The following is a 16,626-nucleotide window of genomic DNA, read 5'->3' as shown; positions in this document are numbered from 1 at the left end:
GCGCCAAGAATAACATTCTGAAGTTATTTCTCAGAAAAGTGATTTTCAATTGTTTCGATCAGAGTATCGATGAAATAGTCGTCTTTTACAACATATTTTTGGGCTCCATTTTGGATAAATTCTGCGATGGTAGCCTCATTTTTCTCACGGCTCAGCGCAACGATGGTTGCTTTTGTGCCTTGCTCGCGGATTTTTTTCAGGGTATCGAGTCCCGAAAGTTTTCCATCATCACCGGAGCCCATGTAATAATCAAGCACAATAAGCTGGGGATTGAGGTATAAGTTGTTCAAGCACTCCTCGCCCGAGAAAAAAGATTTCACGACAAAACCTTCGCGACACTTGAAGGTATACTCCATGAGGTTCAGCATCATTTTATCGTCGTCGACAAAGAAGATCAGTTTGTCCATTGGTGGTGCCTGGGTTTGAATGGGCAATTATTTCTGGTTTGAATTATCACCTGGCTGTTAAAATCTGTAATTATCAATTTTAAACCAGAATTAAAGCGGGCACAAAATTTATAAATAGTTGCGAATATTAAAAATATTTCGACGATTTTCTAATTTTTGGTTTGAGTAAGGGGTAATATTTTTCCTGGTTTAGAACAATATGTGGAGATGTAGGCACATTATTTTTTTATTCAACATTATTCAATAACTTTATGTGAGTGCCAAAAAAGCAGCAGTTATTTGTTTTTGGCTTTTTTTTAGGACATTCCGAAACCCATAACACGATAAAATAATACATTTGTACAAACATAATCCAATTTGTAATGGCCGAGGTTAATGGAATTATAACACAGGTAATTGGTCCTGTAATCGACATTAGTTTTGAACAAAGCGGTGGGGTGCTTCCGAAAATTCACGATGCACTGTTCATTGATAAAGGAGAAGGCAATACCCTGGTGGTAGAATGCCAGCAGCACATAGGCGAGAATACCATTCGTACCATTTCTATGGAATCGACCGATGGTTTGCAACGTGGTATGAAAGCATTTCCAACTGGCAGCCCGATTCGGGTTCCGATTGGCGACCAGATCAAAGGGCGCCTGTTAAATGTTACCGGCGATGCTATTGACGGGCTGGGAACTTTAAACAAAGAGGGAGGTTACAGCATCCACTCCGAGCCACCCAGTTTCGAAAAGCTTTCTACTGAAACCGAAGTACTGTTTACCGGAATTAAGGTTATCGATTTACTCGAACCTTATCCAAAAGGAGGTAAAATCGGACTTTTTGGTGGTGCCGGTGTAGGTAAAACGGTCATCATCATGGAGCTTATTAACAACATTGCCAAACGATATTCTGGTTTGTCGGTTTTTGCCGGTGTAGGCGAGCGTACCCGCGAGGGTAACGATCTCCTTCGCGAAATGATTGAGTCGGGCGTTATCCGCTATGGCGAAGAATTCATAAAAAGCATGCAGGCTGGAAGCTGGGACTTGTCGAAAGTCGATCCCGAAGAACTTCAAAAATCGCAGGCTACCCTTGTATTCGGACAGATGAACGAACCTCCTGGTGCACGTGCCAACGTTGCACTTGCTGGCTTATCTGTGGCCGAATCTTTTCGCGATGGCGATGAGAAATCAGGAGGTGGACGTGATATTCTTTTCTTTGTCGACAACATTTTCCGTTTTACCCAGGCTGGATCTGAAGTATCGGCCCTTCTTGGGCGCATGCCCTCTGCTGTAGGCTATCAACCTACACTGGCCACCGAAATGGGCATTATGCAGGAACGAATTACCTCCACCACCGGTGGTTCCATTACTTCGGTGCAGGCCATTTATGTTCCGGCCGATGACCTTACCGATCCGGCTCCTGCTACAACCTTTTCGCACCTCGATGCTACTACGGTACTTAACCGCAAAATTGCTGCATTGGGTATTTATCCTGCGGTGGATCCCCTCGATTCAACTTCGCGCATTTTAACAGCCGATATAGTTGGAAAAGAACATTATAACACCGCCCAGCGTGTGAAAGAGATTCTTCAGCGCAACAACGAATTGCAGGATATTATTGCCATTTTAGGAATGGACGAACTTTCTGAACAGGATAAACTGGTTGTTCACCGTGCGCGACGTGTACAGCGCTTTCTTTCTCAACCATTCCACGTAGCCGAGCAATTTACCGGCATGGCAGGCAAGTTGGTTTCGATCGAAGACACCATAAAAGGATTTAACATGATACTCAATGGGGAAGTAGATAAATACCCCGAAGCAGCCTTTAGTTTTGTTGGAACCATCGAAGAGGCCATCGAAAAAGGAGAGAAAATGCTGGCTGATGTTTAATAAATTACTTACACCAAGTGAAGCTAGAAATTTTAACACCCGATAAAAGCCTTTTTTCCGGCAAAGTGCGATCCATTCGTGTACCCGGGGAAAAAGGCGCTTTCATGGTTTTGCTGAACCATGCCCCTATCATTTCTAATCTTGCTAAAGGAGATATCGTGTTTACTACCCAGGATTACAAGGAGGAAACCATTGCCATTGGTGGTGGAGTGATTGAAGTAAAAAAGAACAGTATTGTGGTACTTGCCGATGTTTAATAATGGAAGGTGAATGATTTATGAGGGGATTGATTTGGTTAAGTATATGCCTGATCTCAAGTCAGCTTGGAGCACAGCAAAAAGTTACCTTTTATGCTGACGACAGCCTGAAAATAACGGCCGATTTATATTTAATAGGCTTCGAAAAACCATTTGTACTCATGTTTCATCAGGCTGGATCGAGTAGAGGGGAGTTCAGTGAAATTGCACCCAAACTCATGAAACTCGGATACAATTGTTTGGCGGTTGATTTACGGTCTGGAGAAAAAAGTAATTTCATTAAAAACGAAACCGCTCTTGCTGCACGGGCTCAAAAAATTCCCAATCGCTTTATCGATGCTTCGAAAGACATAGATGCTGCTGTGAATTATGTGTTAAGATATAATCATCAACCTGTCATTCTTTTTGGCAGTTCCTATTCAGCTTCTCTCGCACTCATGAAGGCCAAACATAGTAACCGGGTAAGATCGGTAATAGCATTCAGCCCTGGTGAGTATTTCAGACCCGAGCTTGTAGTACGCGAAGAAATTGCCGGGCTCGATGTGCCTGTGTTTATAGCTGTTTCTGAAATAGAATACAGCTATGTGAATGAGCTTTCTTCGCAGGTAGCAACTGGCAAGCGGGTAATTTTTAAACCAAGCCTTACCCGCGGAGTACATGGTGCCAAAGCCCTATGGGAAAGCAACGAAGGCAGCAGCGAATATTGGTTAAACCTCACCCATTTCTTCCGGAAATTGCAGGAAGTATAATGTTAAGCCGTCCTTTTCATGACCGAAGCAACTAAACCCGTTAAATTTCTTCTCATTCGTTTTAGTTCCATCGGCGATATTGTACTCACCACTCCTGTAATCCGCAACCTGAAAGAACAAACAGTAGGCGCAGAAATACATTTTTTAACCAAGAAGAAATTTGCAAATGTGCTCGAAGGAAATCCTTACTTGAAAAAGGTACATCTTCTTGAAAACAACATCGGGTTAACTCTGCGTGAACTAAAAGAAGAAAACTTCGACTACATCATCGACCTGCACAGAAACCTGCGCAGTCAGCGTGTGAAACTAGCCTTAAAAAGGATTAGCTTTTCTTTCAACAAGTTAAATTTTCAGAAATGGTTATTGGTGAACTTCAAAATTAACCGCTTGCCTGAAAAACATATCGTGGACCGCTATCTCGATACCATTTCTTTATTTATTGATGCACCGGATAAAAAGGGACTGGATTATTTTATTCCCTCCGCACAAAACTTTCCGGAGTTACCCAAAACCCCTTACGTGGTAATCGTAATTGGGGCCAATCATTTTACCAAACAAATGCCACTCGAAAAACTTCAGTCGTTATGCAACTCAATTCACAAGCCTCAGATTCTTATTGGAGGCCCTGACGATAAAGAAAGGGCATACAGTTTAGCAAAGATGCTAAAGGTAGAACCTTTGAATTATACTGGTCGGCTGACCCTGAACCAGTCGGCAATGATAATAAGCCAGGCCGATTGGGTAATTACCCCCGATACAGGCATGATGCATATCGCCGCCGCATTCAGACGAAAAATAATCTCGTATTGGGGCAATACGGTACCTGCTTTTGGCATGGGCCCTTATCGCTCTCACGAAGCATCGGCCTTGTTCGAGGTAGAGGGATTAAAGTGCAGGCCTTGCTCAAAAATCGGTTATTCGAAATGTCCCCGAAATCATTTTAAGTGCATGAATTTGCAGGATATCGAAAAAATGGCGACACTTGCTAACAGTTAGAGCGACGGAATGCAGAAACCCTTTCAGCATAATTGCGTAAAACTTCTTGTTTGCATTGAAAAAGCAAATGCCAATTTTTTGTATCTTTAGCCGAAACTCATTGTAAAGAGCTGACAGTAAACATAGAAGTACCTTCCGATTGCCAATTAAAAGTTTGGTATTTTACAGAGGAGGTGCGTTTCAGGGGTTCACAATAAATGTATATTTGTATACCATACAATCTTAAGCAGAATATTCAGTTATATAATTGCGGTAATTAATATTTATACCAAATGGCCGGACTTAGAGCTTTATTGGGATTATATCCGAAAACAACCACCTACGAAGAGCAATGCATTGAACTCCGGAAAGAATTCAGTGCCTTGCAATTGTTTGCCACTTCAGAAGAGCTGAGGCATTTTCAGGAATTAGAAGAAACGGTCACTTCCGAAAAATTTAAGCTTCGCCGTGAAGAACTCTTGAGAATAAAATACAAAGGAACCGAAGCCTTCGACAAGGAACAGACTTACCAAAGACTTCATAAGGATTCAGAAATCAAGCTGTACTATAAAACCTTGCTTTCTGACACCCTAAAACTTTATTTCGAGATACATGAATCGGAACAACTCAAGCAACTGCATCGCTTGCAGGAGTTTGTTAATTCAGATGCTTTTCTGAAAGAGAAAGCACATTACCAACAATCGGCAAAAAAAAGGTTCGAGCTTTCTGAGCTAGGCCAGGAACTCTACAAATACAACGATCAAAGTCGGTCGACGGAGATAAAAAGCTATTTTAAGTTTATTTCAGATAAGCGCTATCCCGATTACAGCCAGCTTAGCGGATCGGAGAAACTTGCCAGGTACGAAGAGCTTAAAACTATTGTAGAATCGCACGAATTCGTAAGCGCAAAAAAATCTATGTCGAAGGCCGAATTCCAAGCTTCTGAAATGGGAAAACAATGGGTTGAATACCTCAGCTTATCGAAATCGAAAGACATCAGGAATTATATTCAACTCGAAGCATCGGCATTAAAAAAATATTACGATACCCTGCACAACAGTGCTGAACTCAGCGCTTATGAAGAACATGAAAAATTTGTGCTTTCTCATGATTTTGCGCTGAAAAGAAAGGCCATTCTCAGCGAATCCTTCAGCGATACAGAAGCCTATAAAAAGCTTCATGAATTGGAGTTGTTGCAAAAATCTCCGAACATGAAGTCCTACTTTTCTTTTAGTAAATCGAAAGAATTTGAGAACTACAACCGGATCCACCAGAGTGAAAAATTGTTACGTTACAAAGAGCTTTCGGAATATGTGAAGAGCGAGGAATTTTTAACCGAAAAAGCCTACCTTAATCTTTCGCCCCAAGTGCGTTGGAAACAATCGGAAGAATACAAACAGCTCGATGAATACAACCAGCTAAAAGGCTCAGAGAAAATAAAGTGGTTTTATTCGCAATACAATGCCAAGCGTTTTGAATGGTTGCGCACCTGGTCGATTAGTTTTTCCGATGAATTTGATTCTGGTAAACTCGATAAAAGCAAATGGTTGACCCGCTATTTTTGGGGTGATAAGATGCTACAGAAAAGTTATTCGCTTGCCCACGAAAAACATTTCATTACCGATGGCAATAACCTCGATTTAAGCGCGGCACATTTAAAAATTATAACCCGCAAAGAAAAAGCCGATGGCTTGAAATGGAATCCTGAATTGGGTTTTGTGCCTTCGAGTTTCGAATATACTTCGGGTCTGGTGAACACTGGCAACAGTTTCCGTCAGCAATATGGTTATTTCGAAGCGAAAATAAAACTTAGTGCCAATAGCAAGATTCTTAATGCCTTTTGGATGGTTGGCGATGAGCAAACCCCGCACATCGACGTGGTAAAAGCCAACGGAAAATGCAGCATGGGTATTCATACCAATCAGGTATCATTCAAAAAAACCCTGGGGCGTTCGAAATTTGCTGCGGACTATTTTATTTATGGCATGGAATGGTCGGCCAACCGCATTGCATGGTTTATCAATGGTCTGGAAGTGGCTTCTACCAACACCAACATACCCCAGCAGCCCATGTACATTGCGCTGAGTGCCGGATTGTACGAAGATTTGCTGGATAATAACATGCCGGCGATGGAAGTGGATTGGGTACGGTGCTATAAAAAGGTAAAAGAGTAAACTAGTAAGCCTGCTTTCTTAATACATAAATTACAGAACTTGCCGTTTTAGGACAAATTAAGCTCTTTAGGTTGGAAACAAAACCAATCAGAAAGCCGAGTGGTAAAGCCAGTCGGCTTTTTTTATACCGCAGGCTCAGGAGCGAGTTGTAATAGGCATCGAAAGGCAAACGTTTGATTTGTTGCACCGAAAAACCGCTTTTAAGTGCAAAGGCAGTAAATGTTTTAGGAGTAAAGTGCCAGATATGCCTTGGCACATCGTAAGCTGCCCAATAGGCTTTAAAAAATTGCGCGTCGAGCGAACTGCAATTTGGCAGAGCAATTACCAGAACACCTTCGTTTTTAAGTGCACAGTGTATCCAGGCCAGGTAACGTGCCGGATCGTGAAGGTGCTCCAGCACATGCCATAGCGTGATTACGTTGTACTGATCCGTATGGTCTTCGGCAAGCACCTTTTCAGGTTCTTCCACCGGCAAGTGAAATTGTTCGCGGGCAAATTTGCGGGCATTGGCATCTGGTTCCAATCCCTTGCTGTGATAACCCATTTTGTGCATATAATTTGCAAAATGGCCGGTACCGCACCCTATATCCAATAATTCTTTTCCATCGGTATATTTCTTAATAAGCCTGTATTTTCGGTGCAGCATAATGTTGCGCACCGTATGGTAAAGTTTATTGGTGATGCCTTGCCGGGAATTGGAATGCGAAATGTAGGTCTCGCTTTGATAATAAGGACCTATTTCGCTTGCAGTTGGAATGTGTTGAGTAAAAATAAATCCACAATCCTTGCAATGATAGAGTTCGAAGGTTTCGCCGCTAACAAAGTAATCTTTGCAATTTATAAATGGGGTGATGGAATTACTCTTGCAAACAAGGCAATTTTGATGTGTTTGTTTCATTATCAGATAGTACTAGAAAGGTATTAATAATAAGAAAGGTTGCTCCACTAAAAGCTGGGCAAATGTAACAAAAAACCGAAACAAGCCCGGGTATGTATGGACTTTTAGTTTTTTTTGAGACGGTTTGCGAGTTGCATTAAAAAGTAGCTGAGTTCACTCTGTACAGTTGCAAAATCGGCGAGTATATCACTTGAATACACAAAGCCAAGATGAAGTAATAAGTCGCCTTCGGGTAAACCCTGTATGAATGTTTGTTTTTTAAGCCTGTAGGCCTCACGAATGCGTCGTTTGAGGAGGTTACGCTTTACGGCCCTGCGGAAGTTCTCCTGACTTGACCACTTTAGTGCGGAAGATTTAGAGATATATGAAAATCTTATGGGCTAGTTTGGCGATAAAAATAAACTATGCCGTTTTAGAGACAAGACACTTCGTAATTTGGTGTTTTTACATAGTATACTGCTTTTTGCACTTATTTTATTTAGAACGAAACTAAATAGGATCGATTAGTGACATTTATCATGCTATTTTGGTGACATTTTATACCTTAATGGTACTTATTTGCACAGTGATTAGTGTTTGAAACGAAGTTATGTTTTACACTTTTTGTTTAAAAAGTATACAGGAATTTACCGGTTATTGAAATTTATTGGAAATACGGTTTAAATTATAGGAAACTGCTGGTAATAAGTTTACAACAATTGAAATAACGTTAACATTTATTTTATAACCTAAATCCAAATTATCATGAAAAAGTCAAAAAAATTTCTAATTCTTTCATTCTTTCATTCTTTCATTCTTTCATTCTTTCATTCTTTCATTCTTATTTGTAGTTAGCATTAACGCACAGGTTAAAGTAGGAAGTGCCGGTAATATGACCATTACCACAAATAGTAGTTCGCCTTTGTCATTTAATAATACCACTAATTCCTGGCAGTACTTGCAATTTCAGCAAAATGCTACCCGAAAGGCATGGATGGGTTTAAACTCAACGAACGATTTTTGTATCTATAAGGAAAATGGCGGAGGAATAAAGTTAAGCGGAACCACAAATCTATACTATAGTGTAGGCGACGCTTGGGCAAACGCATTTAGAAGCAATGTAACAGGAAGTTATGTAAAAAGTATGATTGTTTCCTTAAATGGTGACGAACGTTTTTATGTTACCGGTAATGGCGAGGTTTGGGCAAAAGGATATTTACAAAGTTCCGACAAAAACCTTAAAAAAGATATTACTAAGATAGATAATGCACTCGAAAAAGTATTACAACTAGAAGGAGTAAGTTATTTGTATAAAGATGCTGTTGAAGCCGACTCCTCAAATATGGAAGGATTTTTTGAAGCTGATTCAAACCTGGCGGGAGAAGATTTTTCTTCAGAAGGCTCCAATACGAATAAAAGTACACCTGACACCGCTTTAAATGCAAGAATAGAAAAGGAAAAAGCCCGTAAACATCTTGGTTTAATTGCTCAGGACGTTGAACCCATTGTACCCGAAGTGGTGCGCACTTCAGCCGATGGCACCCTGGCGATTGATTATACAAGCCTTGTAGGCCTGCTTATAGAGGCCATAAAAGAGCAGAATATTGAAATTGAAAAACTAAAAGCAGCAAATAAACAGGAACCGAAGTTAAAAGCTGCCAGCAACGATTTTCAGGAAAGCTTTGAAAATACCGCTACTCTTTCGCAAAACAAACCCAATCCGTTTAACCAGGAAACTACCATTGATTTCTATCTTACTTCTACAATAAGTAATGCAACTATCTATATTTACGATTTGCAGGGCAAACAACTAAAAAACATAAGCATTGCTCAACGCGAATATGGCAGTGTAACTATTTATGCCAACGAACTGCAACCCGGCATGTACAAATACGCATTGATAGCCGATGGAGTAATTGTGGGTGCAAAGACAATGATATTAACGAATTAATAAAGGAATTATGAAACAGATTCTTTTTTTTATACTAACTATTTGTGGCATTATAGAAATATGTGCCCAACAAGAATTTGCTCCAATTGGTGCGGTCTGGTATTTCGACAAAGTTGAAGATTTGAACCCACCAGATGAAGGCTATGTAAAATTCACTTCTATTAGAGATACAACAATAAACAGTTTATCTGCCAGAATAATACATATGATTTACTACACATCCAATGGTGATTCAGTAGATTGGGGAAATGAATTTATACACCAATCGGGCGATACTATATTTTATTGGGCCGATAACCTTTTTAAGGTTCTCTATAATTTTTCTGATGAAAAAGGAGATAAAATGAATTTTTACAGTGATGGAATTAATCCATGTTCTGATGAAAAGTCAGGAAGTGTGTTAATTGATTCAATTTATACACAAACAATAAATAATGTTGAATTAAAGGGGTTGATTTGTTCGCCTACCGATTATTCTGTATGGCAATATTACCGTATCGTTGAAAAACTGGGGAGCTACTCTGGTTTTTATCCGGAATATGTGAATACTTGCGAAATTATGGATGACCTTCCAGCTATTGGTAGTTTAAGGTGTTATTCTGATAATGAGCTTGGGTTATACAAAATAGGCACGAAACCTTGCGATACGCTTATAGCTTATAATACAAATTTCGAAACAGTCAATACTTCAAATTCATACTCCATATACCCAACAAAAACAAATGAAAAGATTACAATCGAGATAAATTCATTGACTTCATCTGATGCTCAAATAGAAGTATACAATATTTATGGCCAACTTCTATCGATAAATAAAATTTCTTCCACCTTGACAACTATTGATATTTCTGGTATTAGTGAGGGTATATATACAATCAGAATAATTCAAGATGGTAAGCTAACAACAACAAGAAAATTTATAAAATTATGAAACGAGCTTGTTTATATCTAAATACCTCTGAATACGGATCATTCGGAACGAGCTTAATCCGACCTTTAAAAAATAATTTTGTTCGGATAAAAAGGCAAAGTATACTACTTATTCTATTAATAGTAATTACAACTTGCGTTTTCTCGCAAGAGTGGGAAGAGAATGATATAATTGACGATCCAACCCAATATAGCCCAGCTTCCCCTTCAATACCCAATTTTAAATCAACCGATGTAATAAAATATCTTCGTGTTAATGTTCATTATATATTAAAGGATGATGGATCCGGAAATTTTGCAAAAGACTGGGATGGAGTAAATCCTTCCAATAGCTATAATGGTTACAAGCATGCAGAAGAGTTAATATATTATTGTAATAATGCTTTAGCCAATAATCAGTTAATGAGGCTTCAACCCACACCGACAGTTCCAGCTTTACCTATAAATTACAGGTATGTACTTAACGGAGTATTTTTTCACGAAGATACCGACCTGTATGAAAATGGGGGTATAGGTTCACTCGGATATTTTACTAAAAATAATGGGGCAGCTATTAATTTATTTTTAACCACCTGGGGTAATGGTGGTGGGGTAGCATATTTAAATGGTTCAATTGCTGAATCTCATGGTTATTATAATAATTATTTGAGATATCTGAGTGATGGTGTTTGGTGGAATATTACTAATGGTTTTGACAAAATTGTTAACCATGAGATAGGACATAACTTATCATTATATCATCCAACTCGTAAAAATCAGGGTGCTTGTTGTGATGGGGTTACTGCTAGTTATTGCGATGACAATTGCGAAGATACCCCCACTTGGGAGGAATTGCATAATCGTGGAATAGTAGATCCATGTTGTTGGGGTGGGCAATTTTGTTCAAATAATTTAATGGATTATAATGCAGACATGTCAGCGATTACACCATGTCAGATTAGCACAATACATTCGCATATCGAAAACTTTAAGACAACTTTCTATCCTTGTTTTTATGCATCAGCGTTATATAGTATCCAGAGTAATATTTATCAAAACGAATCCATTATTGCGCGTAACGTTACTATTCCAGCAGCCTATAGAATTAAAGTAACAACCGGTAACGCGTTGTATATAAATACAGAATTATTTGAAATCAATGGAGAGTTTGAGGTTGAGAAGGGCAGCATTTTAGTTGTGAATATTACTCCTGCTTGCAACTAGTTTCAACAAAACATAATAAAAGATTGAGTAAAGCCTTAATAGCAGTGTATTCGCTTAGTTATGTACAAATACGCACTGGTAGCCGATGGAGTAATTGTGGGTGCAAAGACAATGATATTAACAAAGTAAAAGAATGAAATTTCCAATAATCAGTATACTCCTTTTTGCGAGTAGCATAGTATCATCGCAAAGCACAGAGTTCTGAGTAAGTTGCGGCAGTGATACTTCCTTCTGTGTTGGTTCGTATGCAGATACTATATTTATTGGTTCGCAGGTTGAATTATTCAACGGTGTTGCACCCTATACCTATGTTTGGAGTTGTGATCCAAAAACTGTATCATCTACTTTAACATTTACTGCAAGTGATTATTTAAACGATACAAGTATCGCAAATTCATTTTTAATTGGATATGGTAAAGAAAATAGTCCTTGGGGCTTTTATTTATCGGTTCAGGATAGTGAGGGAAATATAGCTGTCGATACCATTATTATAAAATGTTCGAGTTTTATTTATCTTACAGCAGAATATGTGTTTTATCTTTCTAAAGGGGATAGCATTCAATTTTTTGATAATATTTTTGTTGGTGGAGGTATTCCACCGATAGAATACTATTGGACGCCATCCAAATGGCTGGATGATTCTGCAAGAATAAATGCATGGTGCAAACCATTGGAATCGACAGAATATAGTCAATATATAATTGATTCGGCCGGCTGTAATAGCGGGTCAAATACAGGATATTTTGTTTTCGTCAATCCTACTTCAGCACAAAATATTCATGATGAATCTGAAAATCAACTAAATCTGCAGCAGCATGGCAATAGCTTGGTTTTTAATAATCCGCATAACAAAAGGGCAACATTTTCTATTTATACTATCGATGGAAAAAAAATAGTTACAAGCCATACTACGAATTCCCACATCGATATTTCTTCCTTAATAGATAATGGCAGTATGATTATCTGCGTCTTATCCATGGAGGGAGTTACAACAGTGATTAAGGCATTTAACATTTTTGAAATGAGGCTTGTAAAATGCAAGCTAGATGAGCTTGAATTATACCCAGGTGTGGCTTTTGTCTCACCTGGGTAATATCTTTAAACATTAAAGTCTGGCTATATTTGTTAAGTGGTTGACAAATTAATAAACCAAAGCAAGCATAAGCAAAAATTGGTTTTTAGTTCTTTTTGAGACGGTTTGCGAGTTGCATTAAAAGGTAGCTGAGTTCACTCTGTACAGTTGCAAAATCGGCGAGTTCATCACTTGAATACACAAAGCCTAGATGAAGCAATAAATCGCCTTCGGGTAAACCCTGTATAAAAGATTGTTTTCGGAGCCTGTAAGCTTCTCTTAGTCGCCTTTTTAGGAGGTTACGCTTTACGGCCCTGCGGAAGTTTTTTTTGGATACTGAAAACATCACCTGTACCGGCACCTCGTGTTTAACCGGATGGATAAGGTACACCAAACGAAGGTGCTCGCTGCGCAACCAACGTCCATTGCTAAACAGATTTTCGATCTGTTTTTCGAGGCAAAGATGTTCTTTTTTATGAAAGGTAAAAATCCCTGGCATACAGGACCAAGGTAAGCACTTTCGGCGAAATTTGTTGGCAGTTGAAAACGGAATTCAAAACTGAGGCTATAAGCGCAGTCAAAAAAAATGACCGCCCATGGATTTTCAAGAGCGGTCTGTGGTATGTTCTTCGATAGCTTTATCGCATGAGCGGGTCAGCACCAATGCTTCCTTCAATGTCTTCGATAAACTTGTCTGACTGAATGTAGAGCAACCTCAATTTAGCAGCATCAAATCGCTCCACGAGGTTCATTTTGCGAACAATTTCAGCATTGTTGGGGTTAGCAATGAAGTTCTCCGTGTAATCAAGTTGATCCTTGATAGTGCGTTGCGAAATTTCTTGTTTGCGTTTAAGCCTGTCTTTATACCAGCTGCTTTTTACCACATACTCGCGTTCGAACATCTTACGAAGTTCCGGATGGCTTATATCTTTACCTTCGTACTGTCCATAAGCCATCACATGCAATAATATTTTCAACGGCGGAATGGCGGCTTCCACACTGCCATCTTCGAAATAGCTGAGGGCTACTTTGCGCTGTGCTTCAACAATGTTGTCAATTCCGTCGACATATTCATCCATGTTTTGCAATTCAGGCTTCAGCATTTTTTCGTTAAACACTGCCAAAGGCTCATCGAACAGCCGGTTCATACAGCGGAAGGCGAAATTTTCAGTAATCCTGTATCCAAGCCGACTGGCCAGCACTTTCTTTCCCTTGTATTCGAAATCATTCAATTTCTCGAGACTTCCATTTCGGATCAGCAGTTTAGGATCGCGGTCTTCCGGTACGAGACGGGCCCATATTTCTGGAACCAGGATGCTGATATCGTGATCGAAGCGGTATTCGGAACCAATATAGCCTGCCGCTGAACTAAAGCCCTGGTATTCGGTAAGTATAAAAGATAAAAGGGCATTGTTCAGGTCGGTAGTCGGAATGAGCATATTAAACGGTCCTTTTGTGAGGGCTCCTTCCGAGCCTGCACCTGTGGTAGAGGGCGATTTACCGGTTAAGCTGCAGATAAAATCCATAAACAATTCGGGCAATTCCTGATAGTGTATAGGGTTGTAAACTGCAAGAGGCCGAATGTTGGCTTTAAGATCGGCAGGATTATTTCTGCGCCCGGGCAGCACGGCATTTACCGGGAAGTATACCGGTTCGTTCGATTTAATTTTTCGGTGAAGCCGCATACCAATTTCTGCAGTGTAAGATTCCAGGTTCTCCTCGGCAAAACGGTTCCGTTCGAGGTAGCGTGGATTGTTTGTGGGTTCACCATCAACAATACGTGTATGAGAAGGGGTTACGAAGTAACAATCTTCTTCGCTTTCAGCTACACTGCTAATAAATGTTTTTACCGGCTGGGTATATTTATCGAAGTTGATGGTATCTTCCAGTAGCTCTATTGCATCCTTGCGTGTAAGGGGTTCATAGTTGGTAAGAAAGGTTCCGTCCGAGACAATGTCGGATTCAGCACCTTTGTCATAACCCCTGATAACGGCATCGTCAGGACGCTGAAAGAGGTAACTTTCGCAGTTGGTCACGATTTTTACGCTCTTATTGGTGTATTCCGGGTTCAGGCCTTTTAAAAGCTTGCTCGATACTGTAATGGAAGCAGTGATATCGTCTTCCATCTGAATTTTCTGGCTGGGAATAAAGTCAGAACGCAACTTATGCAAAAACCAGTTGCCTTCATTGTTAAAACCAATACGCACGAAACTGGCTATAACAGGCTGGTTTTTGTGCAAGAGGGCATTACCCTGGCGACCGTTCACAATTTCAACACTAAATTGGTCTTTCCAGTTGGTAGTGGATTCATCGGCACGGTAAAGGCGTTTTACAAATAGTGCCAATGCTCTCACCTGTTCAGGAATTTCCGAGAGAAATTTGTTGTACTCGTCGTTATATTGTTCCGAAGGGGTGAGCAGTTTCACTGCCGACCCAAGGGCACGCATCGGACTAAGAAAGGGCCTTGAAGGCTGGGCATCGGGGCGCATGGTCTTCCAGCGGTATGTATAATCGTAATGGATCAGCCTATCTACTTGCTTAAAATCCTTTTCGAAGTCTTGTATGTAAAAAGTTCCGTCTTTAATGGCATTTTGCATCGACTTCGAAATCTCTGATTTTCCGCCACCCGACACAGTGCTGGGTTTATGGCAAAACGTTCCTTCTGCATCGGTGTGTATAATGCGCCATAAATTCTGTGAGTGGTTTTTGGTTAGCTGAAATTTATGGCCTGTGGGATGAATGTATACCTTTTCGGGTGAAAGTTTCAGGCTAAACAGGCTTCCATTGAGCATCCAGCTTACACTGTTGGTATTGACATCGAAATTGGCATTTTCAGGGATAAAGGTCAATTCCGGATATTTTTTATCGATGGCATATTGGTGAGGAAAAACTTCGATACGGTCGCCGAGCAGTTCGGTAACTTCCTTAAATGTATAGGTACCCTTGATTTTGCTTGCGAAAACTTCGCCATATACTTTGTCGCTCATATTGGCACGCGGAAAGGCGATGGCACCACCTGCATGTTCCTCTTCCACCAGACCGTAAAGGTTGGCGGCATAACCTATCTGTGTTTTTATCTCTTTTTTCGAATAACCGTAATAATTGTCGGCGATAAGAGTAATCACTACTCCCTGGTCGTCGCGACAGGTAAGTTTAAAAGCACCACCATCGTTGTACAACTCATCGGGGTTTTTATAGCACATGCCGTCTTTTCGCTGACGCTCGGTGGCCTTGTCGTAATGCGGCAGGCCAATGTCTTTTTTCTTCAGGCTGGTAAGATGGGGCGCGAGTATGATGCAGCCTGTATGGCCCGACCAATGGTCGATATCGAGTGCAGCATCGTTAATGGCTAGGTTAGGATCGCCGGCATTTCCAAATATCGATTCCACAAAATCGAGGTTGCTTACCAGGCTGCCAGGCGCAAAAAACCTGATTTCCATGCTCTTTTGCTTAATCACTCCTTTCACTTCGGGGCAAACAACGGGTCTAAGCAGCAAAGAGACCATAACATGGGCTTTCAGATCTTGTTTGGATGTAAAAGGCAATATTTTAAGTTGTTCCGAAGGGTGAAGTGCTTCGTAAAGCATGTGGGCAAAAGTAAGTTTTGGGACTTCCTTTTTATCAAGAGGTACAGGGAGGCCGCCTTCTACGATATGAAAGGTTCCTTTTGTAGTGCGCTTGTCCTTGGCGGGATTATTTAAAATACCCTGTTTTAGGCGGTACGAGCTTACAAGCTCATTTTTAAAGGTATGGCCATTGGGCGGAAGGCTCACTTCGCGGCCCATCCCCTTTTGGTTCAGCACAAATGTGTCATTTGGCAATCGAAGGTCCTTGCTAAAGTGAATATCCAGCAGGTATTTGTCGATGAATTTCTGGATACGCGAATCGGCCGGGCAAAGATGTCCGGAAAGTAAGCGCGATTTTTCGCGGAAACTACTGATAAGCCCCTCGGTGAGGCTGATAAACTTTTCGTTCGAAAATTTGGTTTTCGAATTGTATTCATCACGGTACAGGGGCTGGCCAAGCGCTGCAAGTTGCAGATTGATATATTGAATGAGGTCTTTACGGTCTTTTTTGATTGTTTTCCTTAGTTTGTTCGTAGAATTTTCCATAATGAACCCTTGTTTATTTGAACTGCAAAAATAGTCATTTCGAATTTA

The 16,626-nt window shown here is 40.3% G+C and carries 14 protein-coding genes; 9 read left to right on the top strand and 5 right to left on the bottom strand.

The features are described 5' to 3' along the window. Positions 1 to 23: 23 nt before the first annotated feature. Positions 24 to 407 (bottom strand): response regulator, encoded by a 384-nt coding sequence (locus IPM71_07365; protein QQS52544.1) that lies wholly within the window; start codon positions 405 to 407, stop codon positions 24 to 26. 362 nt (positions 408 to 769) lie between these two features. Between IPM71_07365 and IPM71_07360 the strand changes: the two genes are divergently transcribed. From IPM71_07360 to IPM71_07340, 5 genes are all read left to right on the top strand, one after another. Next, complete coding sequence (locus tag IPM71_07360; GenBank protein QQS52543.1) at positions 770 to 2,278, top strand: F0F1 ATP synthase subunit beta; 1,509 nt, start codon at positions 770 to 772, stop codon at positions 2,276 to 2,278. A 17-nt stretch (positions 2,279 to 2,295) separates the two neighbouring features. Beyond that, a complete protein-coding gene (atpC, locus tag IPM71_07355) occupies positions 2,296 to 2,535 on the top strand; it encodes an ATP synthase F1 subunit epsilon (GenBank protein QQS52542.1) in 240 nt (79 codons plus the stop codon). Between the two features lie 20 nt (positions 2,536 to 2,555). Continuing rightward, entirely contained in the window at positions 2,556 to 3,284 is a 729-nt protein-coding gene (locus IPM71_07350; GenBank protein ID QQS52541.1) for a dienelactone hydrolase family protein, read from the top strand. 18 nt (positions 3,285 to 3,302) lie between these two features. Further along, entirely contained in the window at positions 3,303 to 4,280 is a 978-nt protein-coding gene (locus tag IPM71_07345; protein QQS52540.1) for a glycosyltransferase family 9 protein, read from the top strand. A 272-nt stretch (positions 4,281 to 4,552) separates the two neighbouring features. Beyond that, positions 4,553 to 6,433: a glycoside hydrolase family 16 protein gene (locus IPM71_07340; protein ID QQS52539.1), complete on the top strand. Its 1,881-nt coding sequence runs from the start codon at positions 4,553 to 4,555 to the stop codon at positions 6,431 to 6,433. A gap of 1 nt (position 6,434) precedes the next feature. Here the strand turns inward: IPM71_07340 and IPM71_07335 are convergent, their stop codons facing one another. Both IPM71_07335 and IPM71_07330 read right to left on the bottom strand, forming a co-directional pair. Next, positions 6,435 to 7,331, bottom strand: a complete 897-nt coding sequence (locus IPM71_07335; protein ID QQS52538.1) for a class I SAM-dependent methyltransferase — start codon at positions 7,329 to 7,331, stop codon at positions 6,435 to 6,437. A 104-nt stretch (positions 7,332 to 7,435) separates the two neighbouring features. Continuing rightward, on the bottom strand, positions 7,436 to 7,708 hold the full coding sequence (locus IPM71_07330) for a ribonuclease P protein component (GenBank protein QQS52794.1): 273 nt from the start codon (positions 7,706 to 7,708) through the stop codon (positions 7,436 to 7,438). 494 nt (positions 7,709 to 8,202) lie between these two features. Between IPM71_07330 and IPM71_07325 the strand changes: the two genes are divergently transcribed. From IPM71_07325 to IPM71_07310, 4 genes are all read left to right on the top strand, one after another. Further along, a complete protein-coding gene (locus IPM71_07325) occupies positions 8,203 to 9,261 on the top strand; it encodes a tail fiber domain-containing protein (GenBank protein ID QQS52537.1) in 1,059 nt (352 codons plus the stop codon). Between the two features lie 10 nt (positions 9,262 to 9,271). Beyond that, positions 9,272 to 10,192, top strand: a complete 921-nt coding sequence (locus IPM71_07320; GenBank protein ID QQS52536.1) for a T9SS type A sorting domain-containing protein — start codon at positions 9,272 to 9,274, stop codon at positions 10,190 to 10,192. Continuing rightward, positions 10,189 to 11,394: a hypothetical protein gene (locus IPM71_07315; GenBank protein ID QQS52535.1), complete on the top strand. Its 1,206-nt coding sequence runs from the start codon at positions 10,189 to 10,191 to the stop codon at positions 11,392 to 11,394. Before IPM71_07320 ends, IPM71_07315 begins: the two co-directional genes overlap by 4 nt. A 529-nt stretch (positions 11,395 to 11,923) precedes the next feature. After that, positions 11,924 to 12,487, top strand: coding sequence for a hypothetical protein (locus tag IPM71_07310; protein ID QQS52534.1), 564 nt, complete (start codon positions 11,924 to 11,926; stop codon positions 12,485 to 12,487). A gap of 85 nt (positions 12,488 to 12,572) precedes the next feature. Here the strand turns inward: IPM71_07310 and rnpA are convergent, their stop codons facing one another. Beyond that, complete coding sequence (gene rnpA / locus IPM71_07305) at positions 12,573 to 12,965, bottom strand: ribonuclease P protein component (GenBank protein QQS52533.1); 393 nt, start codon at positions 12,963 to 12,965, stop codon at positions 12,573 to 12,575. 139 nt (positions 12,966 to 13,104) lie between these two features. Then, positions 13,105 to 16,578, bottom strand: a complete 3,474-nt coding sequence (locus tag IPM71_07300; GenBank protein QQS52532.1) for a hypothetical protein — start codon at positions 16,576 to 16,578, stop codon at positions 13,105 to 13,107. Positions 16,579 to 16,626 lie beyond the last annotated feature (48 nt).

The sequence above is a fragment of the Bacteroidota bacterium genome (genome assembly GCA_016699695.1).
In the GTDB taxonomy this organism is placed as follows: Bacteria; Bacteroidota; Bacteroidia; order Bacteroidales; family UBA10428; genus UBA10428.
This window is presented reverse-complemented; position numbering and strand designations above follow the sequence as displayed.

Excerpts from the sequence above, each read along its gene's own strand:
- IPM71_07365 (QQS52544.1), bottom strand. The coding sequence starts at position 407 with ATGGACAAACTGATCTTCTTTGTCGACGACGATAAAATGATGCTGAAC.
- IPM71_07360 (QQS52543.1), top strand. The coding sequence starts at position 770 with ATGGCCGAGGTTAATGGAATTATAACACAGGTAATTGGTCCTGTAATC.
- IPM71_07350 (QQS52541.1), top strand. The coding sequence starts at position 2,556 with ATGAGGGGATTGATTTGGTTAAGTATATGCCTGATCTCAAGTCAGCTT.
- IPM71_07345 (QQS52540.1), top strand. The coding sequence starts at position 3,303 with ATGACCGAAGCAACTAAACCCGTTAAATTTCTTCTCATTCGTTTTAGT.
- IPM71_07340 (QQS52539.1), top strand. The coding sequence starts at position 4,553 with ATGGCCGGACTTAGAGCTTTATTGGGATTATATCCGAAAACAACCACC.
- IPM71_07335 (QQS52538.1), bottom strand. The coding sequence starts at position 7,331 with ATGAAACAAACACATCAAAATTGCCTTGTTTGCAAGAGTAATTCCATC.
- IPM71_07325 (QQS52537.1), top strand. The coding sequence starts at position 8,203 with ATGACCATTACCACAAATAGTAGTTCGCCTTTGTCATTTAATAATACC.
- IPM71_07320 (QQS52536.1), top strand. The coding sequence starts at position 9,272 with ATGAAACAGATTCTTTTTTTTATACTAACTATTTGTGGCATTATAGAA.
- IPM71_07315 (QQS52535.1), top strand. The coding sequence starts at position 10,189 with ATGAAACGAGCTTGTTTATATCTAAATACCTCTGAATACGGATCATTC.
- rnpA (QQS52533.1), bottom strand. The coding sequence starts at position 12,965 with ATGCCAGGGATTTTTACCTTTCATAAAAAAGAACATCTTTGCCTCGAA.
- IPM71_07300 (QQS52532.1), bottom strand. The coding sequence starts at position 16,578 with ATGGAAAATTCTACGAACAAACTAAGGAAAACAATCAAAAAAGACCGT.